Annotated in this window: 15 protein-coding genes; 5 read left to right on the forward strand and 10 right to left on the reverse strand. The window is 40.7% G+C overall.

The window, feature by feature from the left end:
• Positions 1–20: 20 nt before the first annotated feature.
• Positions 21–1,391 (reverse strand): magnesium transporter, encoded by a 1,371-nt coding sequence (gene mgtE, locus CZ434_RS10190; RefSeq protein ID WP_077623039.1) that lies wholly within the window; start codon positions 1,389–1,391, stop codon positions 21–23.
• A gap of 303 nt (positions 1,392–1,694) precedes the next feature.
• Here mgtE and CZ434_RS10195 point away from each other — a divergent pair, with 303 nt between their 5' ends.
• Positions 1,695–2,870, forward strand: a complete 1,176-nt coding sequence (locus tag CZ434_RS10195) for an FtsW/RodA/SpoVE family cell cycle protein (protein ID WP_077623040.1) — start codon at positions 1,695–1,697, stop codon at positions 2,868–2,870.
• A gap of 67 nt (positions 2,871–2,937) precedes the next feature.
• Positions 2,938–3,684 carry a bis(5'-nucleosyl)-tetraphosphatase PrpE gene (gene prpE, locus CZ434_RS10200; RefSeq protein WP_077623041.1) on the forward strand — a complete coding sequence of 249 codons (747 nt, stop codon included), beginning with the start codon at positions 2,938–2,940 and terminating at the stop codon, positions 3,682–3,684.
• A gap of 208 nt (positions 3,685–3,892) precedes the next feature.
• Here prpE and CZ434_RS10210 read toward each other — a convergent pair whose 3' ends face one another.
• From CZ434_RS10210 to yjbM, 3 genes are read right to left on the reverse strand one after another with little or no spacing between them, the layout of a single operon-like run.
• Entirely contained in the window at positions 3,893–4,771 is an 879-nt protein-coding gene (locus tag CZ434_RS10210) for an RluA family pseudouridine synthase (protein WP_425442033.1), read from the reverse strand.
• A gap of 26 nt (positions 4,772–4,797) precedes the next feature.
• Positions 4,798–5,598 carry an NAD kinase gene (locus CZ434_RS10215; protein WP_077623043.1) on the reverse strand — a complete coding sequence of 267 codons (801 nt, stop codon included), beginning with the start codon at positions 5,596–5,598 and terminating at the stop codon, positions 4,798–4,800.
• 19 nt (positions 5,599–5,617) lie between these two features.
• Positions 5,618–6,238 (reverse strand): GTP diphosphokinase, encoded by a 621-nt coding sequence (gene yjbM / locus CZ434_RS10220; protein ID WP_077623044.1) that lies wholly within the window; start codon positions 6,236–6,238, stop codon positions 5,618–5,620.
• 252 nt (positions 6,239–6,490) lie between these two features.
• Here yjbM and CZ434_RS10225 point away from each other — a divergent pair, with 252 nt between their 5' ends.
• The 3 genes from CZ434_RS10225 to CZ434_RS10235 all read left to right on the forward strand — a co-directional run bounded on the left by CZ434_RS10225 (position 6,491) and on the right by CZ434_RS10235 (position 8,449).
• Positions 6,491–7,069, forward strand: a complete 579-nt coding sequence (locus CZ434_RS10225; RefSeq protein ID WP_077623045.1) for a CYTH domain-containing protein — start codon at positions 6,491–6,493, stop codon at positions 7,067–7,069.
• Between the two features lie 82 nt (positions 7,070–7,151).
• Positions 7,152–7,553, forward strand: a complete 402-nt coding sequence (locus CZ434_RS10230) for a globin domain-containing protein (protein ID WP_077623046.1) — start codon at positions 7,152–7,154, stop codon at positions 7,551–7,553.
• Entirely contained in the window at positions 7,550–8,449 is a 900-nt protein-coding gene (locus tag CZ434_RS10235) for a ClpXP adapter SpxH family protein (RefSeq protein WP_077623047.1), read from the forward strand. The genes CZ434_RS10230 and CZ434_RS10235 overlap by 4 nt, the downstream gene beginning before the upstream one ends.
• A gap of 1,287 nt (positions 8,450–9,736) precedes the next feature.
• On the opposite strand, the gene pepF is transcribed toward CZ434_RS10235, so the two are convergent.
• The 6 genes from pepF to CZ434_RS10270 all read right to left on the reverse strand — a co-directional run bounded on the left by pepF (position 9,737) and on the right by CZ434_RS10270 (position 16,661).
• On the reverse strand, positions 9,737–11,545 hold the full coding sequence (gene pepF, locus CZ434_RS10245) for an oligoendopeptidase F (protein ID WP_077623049.1): 1,809 nt from the start codon (positions 11,543–11,545) through the stop codon (positions 9,737–9,739).
• Between the two features lie 115 nt (positions 11,546–11,660).
• Positions 11,661–12,863 carry a competence protein CoiA gene (locus CZ434_RS10250; protein ID WP_077623050.1) on the reverse strand — a complete coding sequence of 401 codons (1,203 nt, stop codon included), beginning with the start codon at positions 12,861–12,863 and terminating at the stop codon, positions 11,661–11,663.
• 132 nt (positions 12,864–12,995) lie between these two features.
• Positions 12,996–13,685 (reverse strand): adaptor protein MecA, encoded by a 690-nt coding sequence (mecA, locus tag CZ434_RS10255; RefSeq protein WP_077623051.1) that lies wholly within the window; start codon positions 13,683–13,685, stop codon positions 12,996–12,998.
• 299 nt (positions 13,686–13,984) lie between these two features.
• Complete coding sequence (gene spxA / locus CZ434_RS10260; protein WP_077623052.1) at positions 13,985–14,380, reverse strand: transcriptional regulator SpxA; 396 nt, start codon at positions 14,378–14,380, stop codon at positions 13,985–13,987.
• Between the two features lie 326 nt (positions 14,381–14,706).
• Positions 14,707–15,300, reverse strand: a complete 594-nt coding sequence (locus tag CZ434_RS10265) for a GNAT family N-acetyltransferase (RefSeq protein WP_077623053.1) — start codon at positions 15,298–15,300, stop codon at positions 14,707–14,709.
• A gap of 146 nt (positions 15,301–15,446) precedes the next feature.
• Complete coding sequence (locus CZ434_RS10270) at positions 15,447–16,661, reverse strand: putative glycoside hydrolase (protein ID WP_077623054.1); 1,215 nt, start codon at positions 16,659–16,661, stop codon at positions 15,447–15,449.
• Between the last annotated feature and the right edge of the window lie 339 nt (positions 16,662–17,000).

The following is a 17,000-nucleotide window of genomic DNA, read 5'->3' on the forward strand; positions in this document are numbered from 1 at the left end:
TACCTAACCTCCTTTAATACTTAATGTAATAGTAAGTTCATAAAAGCCGTAGCCATGCCAAAGTAAATCAATATGGAAATAATGTCATTTATGGTTGTGATAAATGGGCCCGAAGCAACAGCTGGATCAATATTCAACTTGTGCATAATAATCGGGACAAGAGAACCGGCAATAGTAGCTACAAACAGAGTTGCCATAATCGAAATCCCTACTAGCAGCCCTAGAAAAATGTCACCTTGCCATACATATACGACAAGGGTGGTCAGCACTCCGCAGCATATCCCGATAATCAGGCCGGTCCCTGCTTCTCTCAAAATCGTTTTCAGCTTTCCTTGTTTTTCAAACTCGCCTGTTGCAATCCCTCTGACAGCTACAGCCAACGCTTGTGTCCCTGTATTACCCGCCATGCCGGCAATCAACGGAATGAAAACCGCTAAAATTGCTACTTTGTCCAACGTCTCTTCAAACCGGCCGATTAAACTTGCCGTCAACATACCCAAAAACAACAAAATGACCAACCACGGAAGTCTCTTCTTGGCTGAATTCAGGACATTATCATCCGGACCGTCTACATCGGAAATACCAGCAAGTTTGGAGTAGTCATCACTTGCCTCCTCTTCCATAACATCCATGATGTCATCAACCGTGATGATTCCGAGGAGGTGGTTTTGAAAGTCCAACACAGGAAGGGCCAGGAAGTCATAATCACGAACCATTTGGGCTACGTCCTCCTGGTCTTCGCCAACCTGTACGGAAACAACACGCTCACTCATAACATCCGAAACAAGCCAGTCTCCCTCGGCAATAATTAAATCCCTAAGAGAAAGAACACCGACCAACCGCTTATCATTGTCAATAACATACGTATAATAAATTGTTTCGGCATCTGGTGCTTCTTTCCGGAGGTGTCTCATTGCCTCTTTGATGGTTTGGTTGGCATTCAATACGACAAATTCTGTCGTCATAATACTTCCAGCTGTTTTTTCTTCATAGTGAAGTAACTCTTTTATTTCTTCCGCAGATTCCTTCTCCATGATAGTAAGAAAGCTTGCAACCTTGTTCTTATCCAATTCATTCATAATATCCACTGCATCATCTGTCGCCATTTCAGCAAGAACTTTGGCTGCAAAGTCGGAGGACATCTCGGAAAAGAACAGCTCTACATCATCTATATCGATATTTTCCATTACTTCAGCAATTTCCTCAGGCGACAGGTAAGTGTATATTTGTTTACGAACTTCTTCTGGTTGCGTTTCAAATATTTTCGCTTGATCATATGGATGCAATTCCAGAAACTCAGCACGAAATTGGTCGATTTGTGCATTAAACAAAGCATCTTGTACTTTTTCCCAATATTCCTCTCTTTCGTGTTCGTCCAATCGCTGTTCCATGTAGCATTACCTCCTTATCGCCTCGAAAATATTATCGTAAGCACAACCCAGTTATTTGTCAACGAATTAACAGTGAACTTTTCTGTCACATTTATGAAAAGAAAATATCACAATGCTTAAAAAAAAGTGCAATTTGATGTACACTATTTTATGTATGGCTTCTTTTCGATCAAACCGATTGATAATTGACCGTTTATTTAACCATTATTTTATAAGAAAATAGTTCTTTCAGATACTTATTTGTTTGTACTGTTTTTTTGTGTCACCATAAATATAAGTATTAATGGAAAGAAAGGGAAACGTATGAATTCAAAAAACCCGCATTCAAATATAGATTATACCCTTATCTTCATTGTTCTGCTGCTCGGTATTGTCAGCTGCTTTGCATTGTACAGCATCCAACCTTATCTACCAGCCAATGTCCAGGAAACCAATTGGTTTATCAGACAGGTTTTTTGGTACATTGGCGGCGGTATACTGATCGGTGGCATAATGCTCTTTGACTATGACCGCTTGCGTCATATCGCCTGGTATTTGTTCGGCTTCGGCATGATTACCTTGTTAATGCTGTTTTTTCGATTCCCGGGACCGATCATCCATACGGCAAATAATGCGACGAGCTGGTTCATTTTGCCTGGAATCGGCACGATTCAGCCTGCTGAATTTTTCAAATTGTTTCTGATTATTATCTTGGCCCATATAATGGTGAACCATAATGAAAAATATACAATTAGAACTAACAAGACAGATATTTGGCTTTTGTTTAAAATAGCTGCTATCTCCCTTCCACCGATGGGCCTTGTCGCCGTCCAGCCGGACTTGGGCGGTTTTCTAGTCCTAAGTGCGATTGTCTTTTTTATGGTGTTGATATCCGGCATCCGGTGGAGAGTGCTTACTTTTGTAGCATTTGTCGGTATCTTCTTGCTTGGTGCCGCTATTGGGCTCTCGATTATGTTCCCCGACACCGTAGGAACCACTTTGGAAGAATCCGTATTCCGTCACGTGGAAAGCCGTTTTTATGGTTGGCTCCAACCTGAAAAATATGTGGACTCAGGCTTCCAGCTGAAACGTGCCATGCTGGCGATTGGATCCGGTCAGTTAGCCGGTAAAGGGTTGATGGATTTCGAAATCGACGTCCCCGAACGGCATACAGACATGATTTTCACCGTAATTGCTGAGCAATTCGGATTTGTAGGTGCCAGTCTTGTTGTAACGCTCTTTTTCCTACTTATTTACCGTTTAATCTATATCGCATTGCAAAGCAACGATCCATTTGGAAGCTACGTGATCAGCGGACTGATCGGGATGTTCGCATTTCAGATTTTCCAAAACATCGGTATGTCCATTCAGTTGCTTCCGATTACAGGGCTACCACTCCCGTTCTTAAGTTACGGGGGCAGTTCAACATTGACCTATCTGATTGCCATCGGGATTGCATTGAACATCAGATCACGGACAAAACAATATATGTTTGATTAACCTTCAGGGTGGAAATGCTATTCAATAGATTCCACCCTGTTTTAATTCTTCGGATTGGAGGCAGACAATGAAAATTGATGTAATAGGTGATATACATGGTTGTCTCACCGAATTGAAAACACTATTTAATGAACTCGGCTATCAATGGGACGATGGTATTCCGGTTCACCCTGGTGGCAGAATGCCGGTTTTTGTCGGTGACTTGACCGATCGAGGTCCTGATTCCATAGCGGTGATCAAACTCGTGTACGAGATGGTTGTTGCGAAACAGACAGCAAAATATGTACCGGGCAATCATTGCAACAAACTTTATCGATATTTCCTGGGAAATCCCGTCAAAGAAACGCATGGATTGGAAACTACTGTTGCTGAATACAAAGCTTTAAATGCAAAGCAACAAAAACAAGTCAACCATCATTTTGTCGCATTATATGAACAAGCTCCACTGTATCTTCAGCTCCCCGAAGCGAATGCCGTCGTGGCACATGCCGGGATAAGTGAGGATTTGATCGGAAAATCGGGGAAAAAAGTAAAAACCTTTGTATTATATGGCGATATCACCGGAGAATCCTATGAAGACGGAAGACCAGTCCGCAGAGACTGGGCACAGCATTATTCCGGAGATAAATGGATTGTTTACGGCCATACACCTGTAAAAGAACCAAGAATCGTCAACAAGACAATCAATATCGACACAGGATGTGTGTTCGGCAACAAGCTAACCGCATTCCGGCTGCCAGAAGAAGAAACAGTCTCTGTGCCTTCGAAACAGCCTTTTGTGGAGGAGAAATTCCGTTACTTTGAAGGGGAATAATTTGCGGACAATCAGATGCATCCAGAGAAAAAGCGGGAAGGACAAGCTCCTTCCCGCTTTTCTTGATGGTTTCTGTAATTTTTTGATGCCCCACGGAAAGCAAATATTTTTCCAGCGCTGGACTACTACTCAATTCGAAAAGAATGGAAGGAAGCCAGAAAAGGTTATGTCGCAGTCTATGGTTTTTATGAATCGCACCTTCCCCCTTTTACAATAGCCCCTCAAAATCTTCTGGAGCTTTTGCGGTAAAGTGCATCCGCTCTTTGGTTGCGGGATGGTTGAATTCTAAAGAATGGCAGTGAAGTGCCTGTCGATTGATATATTTCGTCGTGCCGCCATACAATGTGTCCCCAAGAAGCGGGTGGCCAAGATGAGCGAAATGTACACGGATTTGATGGGTTCTGCCCGTCTCTAACCGCACTTCGACACTCGTACGATCCTGAAACTCTTTACGTACTTGATAATGGGTGACTGCGTACTGGCCATCAGCCCTTACTTCCCTTTCAATAAGCGAATCTGACTTCCTTCCGATTGGTGCATCGATCGTTCCACATTTCATTGCCAGGGTCCCTTCAATTCCAGCCGTATAACGGCGATTGATTTTGCCCTGTTTTTGAGCGAAGGACAAAGCAGAATGACTAAATCGATGTTTGGCAACCAAAAGGAGGCCAGAAGTATCCTTATCAAGCCTTGTGACGATATGGACCGTATAATCGAGATCCTTGCGTTCATAATGGGCTAAAAGGCCATTGGCAATAGTGCCCTTCGGATGATTTCTTGATGGAATGGTTGCAATCCCTGCACGTTTGTTTAAAACGAGGACATCCTCATCTTCATAAACGATGTCCAAGTCCAATTCTTCCGCTTCCATTCGGTCCCCTCTTTGTTCAGGTGGGAAAATGACTTCGAGCTCGTCATCTGTTTTAAGATGCTGCCTGACTGTTACGTCTTTCCCATTCAAACTGATTCTGCCCCCTTCGAATTTAACAGCTTTAAGAATCCGACGGGAAAATCCCTGATTTTGTAAAAACTCTTTGATGAGCATGTCATCATGTTCGGGTGCAATCTTCCATTTCACGTTTTTCACCTTTTCATCAAGTCTCTCGTCAGGCTTTATTCTTCATCCGACACGAAGGAATCGCGTACTCTTTTCCAAAAAGGAAACGGACGGAACCTGGCAAACCGTATTTTCTCTTCAGCCACCTTGCATTCAATCCTGTCGACATTTGTATAAGTCTTCGTTATGTGATCAATCGTTATGAGAAAGCTCTTGTCATAGATAGGACGAAGATCACAAGCATGGTGTTTAGGCAGTATGAGCGGAGAGCCTATTGTACGAAACACCCGGTTGTTGATGGACGCCATTTCTGTGATTTGAATCGACTCCAGCGAAGGGTGGATGATTCCGCCGCCAAGTGCTTTATTATAAGCCGTACTTCCAGACGGGGTTGATATACACAGTCCATCTCCTCGAAATGTCTCAAAGTGTTCCCCTTTTATTTCCAAATCGAAAACAACCGAACCTTCTGCAGTCTTGATCGCACACTCGTTAAGGGCAAGATAACGGTCGACATCCCCTCCGGATTTCGGACAGATAGTCACTTCCAGAAGCGGATATTCGACAACCTGAAAAGGGTTTTTCGCAATCTCAATTATCAACTTTTCCACTTCTTCCGGAACCCAGTCAGCATAAAAACCTAAATGTCCTGTATGAATTCCGATAAATGCAGTTTTATCAAGACGGTGGATATATGTATGGAATGCTTCTAGAAAAGTGCCATCCCCGCCTACCGAAATGGACAAATCAGGCTCCTCTTCATCGTAGGTTAGTTCAAAGTCGGTCAAATACTGTTTGATCATAGCTTTCAATTCATCTGACTTTTGGTCTCCTTTGGAAGTGATCGAGAATTTCATGTTAAAAATGTCCTCCTAACTAGTGTGTGCTTTTATTTTTATGGAATATACGCTGCGCTTCCTGGACCTCGTCTTTAATCAGGGACATTTCCTCATCTAATTTAAATGCAGCCTCTGCAGCTCTTTTCAATCTTGATTTTATGTTCGAAGGAATTTGTCCATCGTATTTATAATTCAAGGAATGTTCATTGGTCGCCCAAAAATTCATTGCCAATGTGCGGATTTGTATTTCGGCGAGCACTTTCTTTTCTCCATGTACCGTTTCAACCGGATATTTGATTATGACATGATACGATCTGTACCCGCTATCCTTCTGTCTGGTTATATAATCTTTTTCTTCGATGATGGAAAAATCTTTTCTGTTTCTAAGCATGTCGATTACCGTACGGATATCGTCGACAAACTGGCAAACCACCCTGACACCGGCAATGTCCTGGATTTCTCCTTCTATCTGGTCCAGCGGGGTGTTCTTTCTATGGGCTTTTTCCAAGATGCTTGGTACTGGCTTTACCCTTCCAGTAATAAATTCAATCGGGGAATGACGCGATTCAAATTCATATTGCGCCCTCATCCCTTTCAACTTGACTTTCAATTCTTCTACTACTTGCACATATGGAGCGAGAAAAGCCTCCCAGTTCACACAATGCACCACCTTCGGACAACTAGATGTTAAATTAGTATCTATCTAAACACATTACAATTGTATCATAAATTTTCCCATTGTTATTTTACAGATAAGCACTCTTGGCAAATTTTTTCCTATTAGTGAAAACGTTGGTCTGGCGGGCAATGTGAAGCTGCTTGGTGTGGCTTCAATAGTTAACTTTTGCATTATCGTCTATATTTCCACCATAATAAATCTAAAGGCCTATTTTAGATTGGGGGAAACAAGTTGGCACAAGAAATCGAAATAGAATTTAAAAATTTACTTACAGAACAAGAATATCTTCGACTGAAAAATGCCCTTGACCTGCAGGAAGTTCCTGCCTATGTACACACAAATCATTATTTTGAAACCAAGAATTTCGACTTAAAAAAACACGGTGCCGCCCTTAGAATACGCGAAAAAAACAATCAATGGCAATTAACGCTGAAAGAACCACATGAAGAAGGCCTTCTTGAAACGCACGACACATTGACCGAGGAAGAGGCAAAATCATGGGTCAACGGAGATATTATCCCGAAACCACTTGTTGCCAAACAATTGAACCAGCTCGGAATCGACTTTGCAGAGCTAGAATATGGCGGTACGTTACAAACGAAGCGAATCGAAGCAGAATATAAGCGTACAATCGTTGTCCTCGACCACAGCATGTACAATGGACAGGTCGATTATGAACTCGAGATAGAAGCTCAGGATAAAGAAACAGGTGAAAAAGTATTTCATCAACTGTTAGAGGAACACCAAATCACTAAAAAGGACACACCAAATAAGATTAAAAGGTTCTATTCCTCTATCCAAAACAGATAAGTTGCCCAAATAATTAAGCAGTTGTTAAAATAAATAACAAATCTTTACTTGAACAACTTTCTTGAAGTGGAGAGGAATATATATGAACAATCACGGGACCATCTATGAAGCTATTGGTGGACGACCTACGATAGAAAAACTTGTAAACGCCTTTTATAGCAGGGTGGCAAACCATCCTGAGTTAATACCGATTTTCCCGGAAGATTTGACGGAAACGGCTAGAAAACAACAGCAGTTCCTGACACAACTGTTTGGTGGTCCTGCATTATATTCAGAAGAACATGGGCACCCTATGCTGAGAAGAAGACACTTGCCATTTCCGATTACCCCTTCTCGCAAAGATGCCTGGCTATCGTGCATGGACGCTGCTTTAGAAGAAGCAGCTGTAGAAGAACCATATAGAAGCGCTATTTTCGAACGACTTACAATGACAGCTGAACATATGATGAATACACCTGAGGATGAGAAAGGAGAATCGATGTGAGCTGGAAACCATCTGGGCCATCTAACAACGAGAAGTCAAATAACACGGCACAGTATGGCTTTTTTGATTTACTGAAAAAACCGGTAGAAATTTATGTCTTCGTCGATCCTTTATGTCCGGAATGTTGGTCATTAGAACCTTATTTAAAGAAGTTGTCCATTGAATATGGGAGATTTTTCACTATCCGTCCTATTTTAAGCGGACAATTGACGGTTTTGAATAAAGATAAATTTGATAAGCCCAAGAAATTAAAAGATATTTGGGAAAAAACCGCAAATCGCACTGGAATGAGCTGTGATGGTGATTTGTGGTTGGAAAACCCGATAAGTCTTCCCTGGTTGGCATCAATTGCCATAAAAGCAGCCGAACTGCAAGGCAAAAAAGCCGGCCGGTCTTTTTTACGAAAGGTGCAAGAAAGTTTATTTTTGAATAAAAAGGATGTATCGAAAGAGGAAGTGCTTATGGAATGTGCGAAGGATATCAATCTGGACATGGATGAATTCCAGCAGGATTTGTATTCGAACACCGCAAAAAAAGCACTGCAATGCGATTTGAAGCTGACACAAGAGATGGACGTCGAATATATTCCGACAATGGTATTTTTCAATCAGTCGGAGGAAGAAGGCGGTTTGAAGGTTTCTGGTCTTTATCCTTATGAGATTTATGTGAAGATCCTGAAACAAATGCTGCAAATGGACCCACCGCCAGCACAAAAGCCTCCTCTCGAGGACTTCATTGCCTATTATAGTTTTGTTGGCAATAAGGAGATATCTGTCGTATATGATTGGAAACCGGATAAAACAGAAAAAGAAATGAAAAAACTTCAATTAAAGCGAATGGTCGAAAAAGTTCCCGTAAAATACGGCACCTTTTACCGTCATGTAGAAAGTCATTAAACAATCCCCTTGTTTACACGAGGGGATTTTTTTATACAAAACTTCTTTCAAGCTAATGATAAAACATAGAGGTTTCATACTTGAGGGAAACTGTGACATAGTGAAAACTCCTTCTAGGGAGACTTCCTATCGTTCTGATTAAAATGAGTGGTATGGCTTAGCTGCAGCAGAACACTTCGCTTTCCATGGGCACGGCCTCAGCCAGGGAACTACTTGAATAAGCTTCCTTACTCCCTTTGGGACTGCGATTACTCGTCCCACCGAAAACCATGGGTCGAGGAATTTGCTACGAAGCTTAACTGGAAGACGCAAACCCATCACGCGGGGTCTTCGGACACACGGGACTGCGATTACTCGCCCCATCGAAGACCTTTCGCTGTTCCCATAGGACAAGGAAAGCTCCGACAGCATCGCTTCGCACGAAGAAAATTGGTTTGTATTTTCGAGGAGTCTGCGTATTCTGCCTCCGCTGTTAGGGATTTCTGAATTTTGATTAGGAATACCTCAATTTAGACATATTCTAGGACCACTTCTTACTTGATCAGATAACTATCTTAAGCTGCGGAAAAATGCGAGACTCCAGTGGGAAAGGAACAGTCTGAAGATCCCGCAGGGGCGTTTTTTGCACCGAGGAAGCTGAAGCGTTCCCCACGGAAAGCGAGTATTTTTCCGCAGCGTTGGGCTACCAACTCAATCTGAAAGGATGATAGGAAGTCACACTGAGTTATGTCGCAGTTTATCTATATTGTGAATCATGGGATAGGAGTTGTAAAAGAAACTCTGCTGTCTTTTTTATCAAATAACAAAAAAAGGCTATGTCCGGGTGACATAGCCTTTTCGTCTTTTATCAGACAAAGGGGGATGGGAGAAAGTTAAGTCAAACAAAGGGGTTGTTTGTTTGTTAATTATCTCACAAGACAAATATAACAAGATTTTAAACGGCAAACAATAGAAAAGCTCATGGTTTCACAAAACTGTCAAACTTCTATGAAATAGTCATATGACATATAATATAGCAAACACCTTCATACATAGTTAGGAGTGATAACCACATGCAAAGGTTTTATTTCGCATTTTTTCTTTTCCTGACAGTGATAGCATTTTTTCTGAATATATTAGGGTTTATGCGCTTAATTCCTATTTTAATAACCCTTCCCCTACTGTTTTTTTCCATATATTTCACCCTGTTCTCTTTGACCTACAGGAAAACTTTCAGAGGTTTTCCACGAAAAAACTGAAAGGGCGGCCGGCTTATAGCCAGACCGCTCTTTCAGTCTTTTAACTTCATTATTCCACTTCTGCAAGCAAACGTTCCATTTCTCCGAGCTTTTCCTCAAAGACATCAAGAGCTGATAATATTGGTTGTTTGGATGTCATATCGACTCCCGCTTTTTTCAATACTTCAATAGGATAATCACTGCTTCCGGATTTCAGGAATTCAAGATATCGATCGACAGCAGGTTGACCTTCCTTCTGGATTTGAGAAGCAAGGGCAGTTGCAGCGGAATATCCGGTCGCATACTGATAAACATAATAATTGTAATAAAAATGAGGAATGCGAGCCCACTCCAGTCCTATTTCCTCATCTATCGTCAAACCATCACCAAAGTATTTTTTATTTAAATCATAGTAAAGTTGAGTCAATTTATCAGCAGTCAGCGCTTCTCCTTGCTGTGCATGCACATGGATGTCATGCTCAAACTCAGCAAACATTGTTTGACGGAATACCGTCCCTCGGAATCCTTCCAGGAAATGATTCAGCAGGAACAGCTTCTTCTTCTCATCTTCCGTGTTGTCAATCATGTAATCATTTAAAAGGGCTTCATTACATGTAGAAGCAACCTCTGCCACGAAAATAGAGTAATTGCCATAACGGAATGGCTGATTCTCTCTTGAGTAGTAACTATGCAGAGAGTGTCCCAGTTCATGAGCAAGTGTAAACAAATTGTTCAAGTTATTTTGCCAATTCAACAAAATGTAAGGGTTGGTGCCATAAGCTCCTGAAGAGTATGCCCCGCTTCTTTTACCCTTGTTTTCTTCCACATCGATCCAACGGTCCTTGTACCCTTCTTTAATGATGTTGATGTACTCGTCTCCCAATGGTGCTAAACCTTTCAGCACATGCTCCTGTGCTTCTTCATAAGGAATTTTCATTTCCACATCTTTCACCAGCGGTGTATATAAATCATACATATGAAGATCTTCCAATTTAAGTACCCGTTTGCGCAGAGATACGTAACGATGAAGCAGATGCAGGCGCTGATTTACCGCATCGACCAAATTATCATACACTTCCTCTGGTATATTGTTGTTATCCAGGGCAGCCTGTCGTGCCGAATCATACTTTCTTACTTTCGCATAGAAGTTGTTTTTTTTCACGGCACCAGACAAAGTGGATGAGAAAGTATTTTTGAAGCCGCCAAAAGTATCATACATAGCTTTGAAGGCATCATGACGGACACGTTGATCGTCCGACTCCAGGAAATTTATATAACGGCCGTGTGTCAATTCTACTTCGTTTCCTTCTTCGTCTTTTATATGCGGAAAGGTTAAATCGGCATTGTTCAACATTCCAAAAGTCTGGGAGGCATTGTCTGTCACCTCAGAAGCCTCGGCTAGCAGTTCTTCTTCTTTCTCGCTCAGCACGTGTGGACGTTGTCTGTTTATCTCATTGATTGTATGTTCATATTGTTTTAAGTTTTCATTTTCCTCGACAAAAGCTTTCAACTGGTTTTCATCTAGAGATAAAATTTCCGGAACAATGAAACTCATCGCGCTCGAAGCCTGTGTAAGCAGGTTTTCCGCTTTCGAGTTCAATGCCTGATAAAGGGAATTTGTCGTGTCCTGGTCATATCTCATATGTGCATATGTATATAACTTTCCGAGACGTTCAGAGACAGCATCCTGAAGCTTCAGAATTTCATACAGATTTTCTGCAGACTCGCTGATTTTCCCTTGATATGCCTTAAATTCAGGCAGTTTGCTTTTTACAGCTTCGAATTCTTTCTCCCATTCCTCATCTATAACAAAAATGTCTTCTAGTCTCCATGTTTTTTCTAAAGGTACTTCTTCTCGTTTCGGTAGTTGCTGGGCCAAAAAAATTCCTCCTTTAAATTTTCTTCACATACCTAAACAAATTCTGTAAAAGTGTCTATTACTCCTGTCAAACAGCATCAACTTTTCCACATTTCTTATATTATATCGTTTTTGCTTAAGAATCATGCGAAACAACGCCTGAAGAAAAGGGATATTTTTCTAACTTCTTGATGATGAGATCATCTTCCCTTAGTCCTTCTTCCACATTTTCTGGAAAATTAATCGGGTTTATGCGCATAAATTCTGTATTAGACACAAATGTAACGAAACCTAAATATTCGAGAAGTTGAAGATACTCTTTCAGAGGGTCAGGAGGCGCTGTGATTAGCGGGAAACTTGCATCAGTGATGAAATGATTGTCCATTTTCTCAAAGAGAACTGAAAGGGAGGTTGCTTTGAATGGGGGAAGAGAATGAAGAAAATCAAGACATAGTCTACTCTGCCAAATCCAAGGAACGGACTTCATCCTGTATTGACCTGAAACAGGCAGATAAATAATCCCAGGCAGGAGACTGTTATGGGTATGTTTAATGTAAAGCCAATTGCGCCAAGTCTTTTCTTCGCGGCTTTGGTAAAGGGTAGGTGGTTTTGTACGAAACAAGTGTTTCTCCTTTTTCCATTGCTGTAAAAATTGATTGTTTGGGGCGTGCTCCTGGAACATGGATTTGAAAGAAGTCCTGCTGAGTGGCCTATGAACCCATTGACCGAGCAGCCGGTTTCTTCCTACAACTTGAATATGTTGGTAAACGGAAAGAATCTTAGTATTGGGACAGTAGAAATATAATGTGAGGGGGAAAGTAGAGGAAAATCGGTGGATAAAAGCGCGTTCCTGCGTTCCAGAATATAACATGCCTGTTTTTTTGCGCTTCATCCGGTTGCTGCCTAATATCCAAATCGGAGTGATTCCGGTCTGTATGTAACCTTCATTTCGTTTAAGGTAGTCATCCATCGATAGCTTTGCACACTGATATTCAATAGCAATGGTTTTATTGCCTATAGAAAAGAGTATATCCGGTCGTTGTTTGATCAATGGAAGGTACTTTTCCAGTTCTGCCTGCACACCCTGATTTCTCAGCCATTGGAACAAGTCCAGCTTACCTTGCTCATGATACTCTCCTTCCCCATCATGCTGAAAAGGGCAGTCACTGTTAGGCAAGTGAGAAAAATGGGGAATATTCTTCCTCCCTGCCTTCAGAATGAGGGTTTCTTCACATATCGGACAAAAATACTTCTGTCCTTGTTTACGCATGTTAATCTCCGGCTTGGTCAACCCGATAAAATTTATGAGTTGGCCATTTTGATTGTAAGCACTCAGCATACCATTTACCGCCTTTCATTATAATTGCTTTTAATTCGAGCAATTACTTCAAGATTCCTTCCTTGTTTATAGAGAAATCCGGCATACTCTTTTTCAAAATAAAAAAAGCATCCGTCTCAGCGAATGCTTTTCTTATTTTTCTGGAAAGTATTCTTTGATTTGTGAAAGGGCGTTTTCTTGAAAAATCACTTTTCCATATTCTTGGACGCGGTAGATGGTTAGATTGGACTCCTGGCCAAATTCCAACAGCTGGCTAAGAATATCCTCCTGGTCATCATCACTCATGAAGTTTTCGTCAAATTCCATGAACAAAAGATATTTGTCTTCAAAATGATATAATTGATCATTTACGCCTTCGGTTTCTGGAAAATAGTGACTAAGTTGGATGACATCTTCAAAATCCTTAAATTGAACGATAAAGGACAAGTTCTCCATATGATTAACTGCTTCTTCCATATTTTCAGATTCCTCTTCCGAACCAAACTTATCGTCTAACATTGATTCAATCTTTTCATCAATTGGCATGTCAATCGTTTTTCCGCTTTCAGTAGGTAATTCAAGGTTCTGTCCGTCCTTCGAAAGCTGTGCTTTTGTAACCACAATTTCCAATCCCTTATCAAGGGCTTGAACTTGAATCCAGAGAGGGCCGTCTATATGAAAATCGTCTTCTTTATAATTAACTTCGTCCATTACTTGCCAGAATAACTGCTCACTTCGTTCACGGTTATACCAAATTTCTTCGCGATCGAATCCTCTGTCTTCGATGTCCATATAGGAAATATAAAACTTTACCGTGTTCTCATTGATTCTTTCTATTTCCATTCATTCTCTCTCCCTTCTATTCGATAATTAGGTGGAAGAGAAAGACTTCACCTATTTATTGATTCTCAGTAATTACTTACCCGATTGAAAAAGGTCTCAACCCTTGTTTATTAACATCGAGTACTTATCCTTATTTTATGATAAAACAAAGGATTTTGAAAATATAAAAGCCTATATAAACCCTAGAAATACTTACCTATTTTACTTTTGGGCACGATACAGCAAAACAATAAAACGGCAATTTAGTGTAAAAAAAGCGCAGATCCTTTAAAAAGACCTGCGCTTTATAACCTTTTTAATTAGTTAACCATTCGTTGTGCTTCACGTAGTTGGAATGTACGTACCGTTCTAGGCAAGAACCTGCGGATTTCGTCTTCGTTATAACCAACTTGTAAACGTTTTTCATCTATGATGATAGGCCTGCGTAAAAGCCCAGGATTCTCTTGAATTAGATTAAAGAGATCCTTTAATGGAAGCTGGTCGAGATTCATATCCAGTTTTTGAAAAACTTTCGAACGGGTAGAAATGATTTCATCTGTACCGTCTTCTGTCATTCTTAAGATTTCTTTGATCTCATCCAAGGTTAAAGACTCAGAAAAAATATTTCTTTCTGTGAAAGGTATGTCATGTTCTTCTAACCATGCTTTTGCTTTTCGGCAAGATGTACAACTTGGTGAGGTATAAAGTGTTACCATTGAAACTTCACTCCTCAATGTGCAGATTATTTATCGTCATTTCATGATTCTTTGAAGAATATATTAAATTAAAATTAGTTTAAATAACTCTTCTATGTATAGTATACTATACTTGTCAAGCAGAGGGTAGGTTTTGTGAATATTTTAACTAAATTAATTTACGGCTGTAATTATGGGAAGTCATGAAATGGTAAATTTATATTTAAAGTACCCTCGCTCACAGTATATTAAACCTTTTTTCCTTTACTTTTTTTCTTTTTTTCAGGTATAAAACGACTTATTTCGGGATACCCGTCAGGAAAGGATATCCCCATATATCAAGATGGTTATACTTTTTCTGATTCTTTCAGGAAATCAAAAATATCCTCTGAATTTCGTTGATTATCATATGTCAGCACTTCATCAACAGGCTGGTAGGACTTGCCGTATAATTCTTCATCCTTGTACGTGTGTATATCTTCATACATTTTCTTCATTTTTTCATATATCGCTTGCTCATCTTCATCATTAGGTGTCCAATACAAAATTTCCATTGGGTTTTCTTCGTTCGTTGCCAGGCTTCTCCGATTATAACCAATTGATTGAGCATGGACAAACCCTTGACGCTGGTAAAATCTTAAGCGTTTTTCAGAGTCTGTATCTTCATAATCAACAGGCTCTACTTCCAATATAATCGGCTTGTTCTTTGCCTTCAATTTATCGAGCAATTTCCCTCCAAGTCCTTGCCCGCGAGATGCTGCGGAAACATACACATAATCTATAAAGATAAAAGTCGGAAACTCTGCGTACATTAAGACATGATGGGGACCTTCATCTTTGTAGTAGACATCTCCTTTTTCTTTCAAGAGCATTTCCATGTGTTCTCTCGATTTCATCTCTTCTACTGGAAAATACTTATTCAGCTTTTCATACCAGTTCATTGATCTACTCCTTGTGTTTGTAGTCATTAATATTATAACGAAGTTTTATCCATTTGTTAAACCCTTCCTTTAGATTTACCCGTTTCTTTCATGCTTACTCACCGAAAAACTAAACCCTTACCGGTGACACCAGCAAGGGTATAAAATCAGTTTAATGGAGTGTAGTCCACTCCTTCTGTATAGCTGTTGCCGGCATTCCAAATGAGAAATTCTTCGATTCCATTCTCATTTAGAGCCCGTATTTGATCTTCAACTTCACTTACTCCATACTGTTTCGTCGCTCCGCTATAAAGCCAAGGTGCTTCAAAGTCCTGAATCCAAGGTCTGGACACTGGGGGATTATCAAGCTCGCCAAGTACTTCATTTTCGACTTTAGCATACTCTGTCACCAACCGATATGGCTCTTCATCCGGTTTGTCTATACCAAAGTAAGAAGTCCAATGACTCGGATAAATCATGGAAGAAATCACATCAACATTCGAAGATATTTTCGAAAAGTTTTGACCGATACCAGGCGTTTCCGGGATAGTTGCTGCATAGCCGAAAATATCTACTGAGACATCGACATCATAACTGGATAGTTCTTCCTTAGCGTGTGCAACGAAGTCTGTAACAGCCTGTACACGTTTTTTCACTTCGTTCGTGTCATCGTCTGCATACTCTCCCTGATCGTATTCCAGCTCATCGTCCCTGTTTTCAAATCCTTCCGGAAAACGGACATAATCAAACTGTATTTCCTGAAATCCTAACTCTGCAGCCTTCTTGGCCAATCCGATATTATAGTCCCAAACTTCTTTTTGAAAAGGGCTCACAAATGCTTCCCCTTTTCCATTTGTCCAAACCTCGCCATTTTGGGTGAACGAGAGGTCTGGGCGCTCTTTTGCCAAGACGGAATCCTTAAAGACTACGATTCTGGCAATTGGATAAATCCCTTCCTCTTCAAGGCGCTCAAGGACCGCTCTTGGATCTTTCACGAAGTTGGTCCCTATGTCATAATAAGGAGATCCTTCATCCAATTGAAAAGTTACATTTCCGTGATCTTCTTTCACATCGATGACCATCGCATTTAAATCCGTTGAATTTACCAGGTTAATCAACTTGTCGAACCGTTCTCCTCCGGCAGAGTTACCGGTTACATAAATCCCTCTGACAGCATCCGGGTATTCAAAATCGAGTCCTGAATCATACGTGAACCTAACCATCCGTTCTGGTAATTCATAGGTTTCCAATGTCTTTTTGCTTTCATGATGTCTATTTGCTTCTTTGGCATCTTCATCAGCTTCGACTGTAGTCGCCAATATCACGGTACCAAGAAAAAGTGCCGTTGCACCTGCCAACAACTTTTGCTGCAATTTCCCCATTTTTCATCAAACTCCCACAAGTATGTATTTATTTCTATTATAAAAGACATCCCTCATAGATGGGAACCCAGTTTACGTAATTTAACACTATTATCCAAATACCTTTTTTCAAAAATAATTAAACCTCTTTTTCAAAGGATTGGAACATTCACAATACCCATATAATGCGACATAACTTTAAAGTGACTTCCTCCCATCCTTTTCTGATTGAGTGGTAGTCCAGCGCTGCGGAAAAATACTCGCTTTCCGTGGGGAACGCTTCAGCCTCCTCGGGAAAAGCGCCCTGCGGGGTCTTCAGACTGTTCCTTTCCCACTGGAGTCTCGCATTTTTCCGCAGCT

The organism is Sediminibacillus massiliensis (genome assembly GCF_900156915.1).
Classification (GTDB): domain Bacteria; phylum Bacillota; class Bacilli; order Bacillales; family Amphibacillaceae; genus Sediminibacillus_A; species Sediminibacillus_A massiliensis.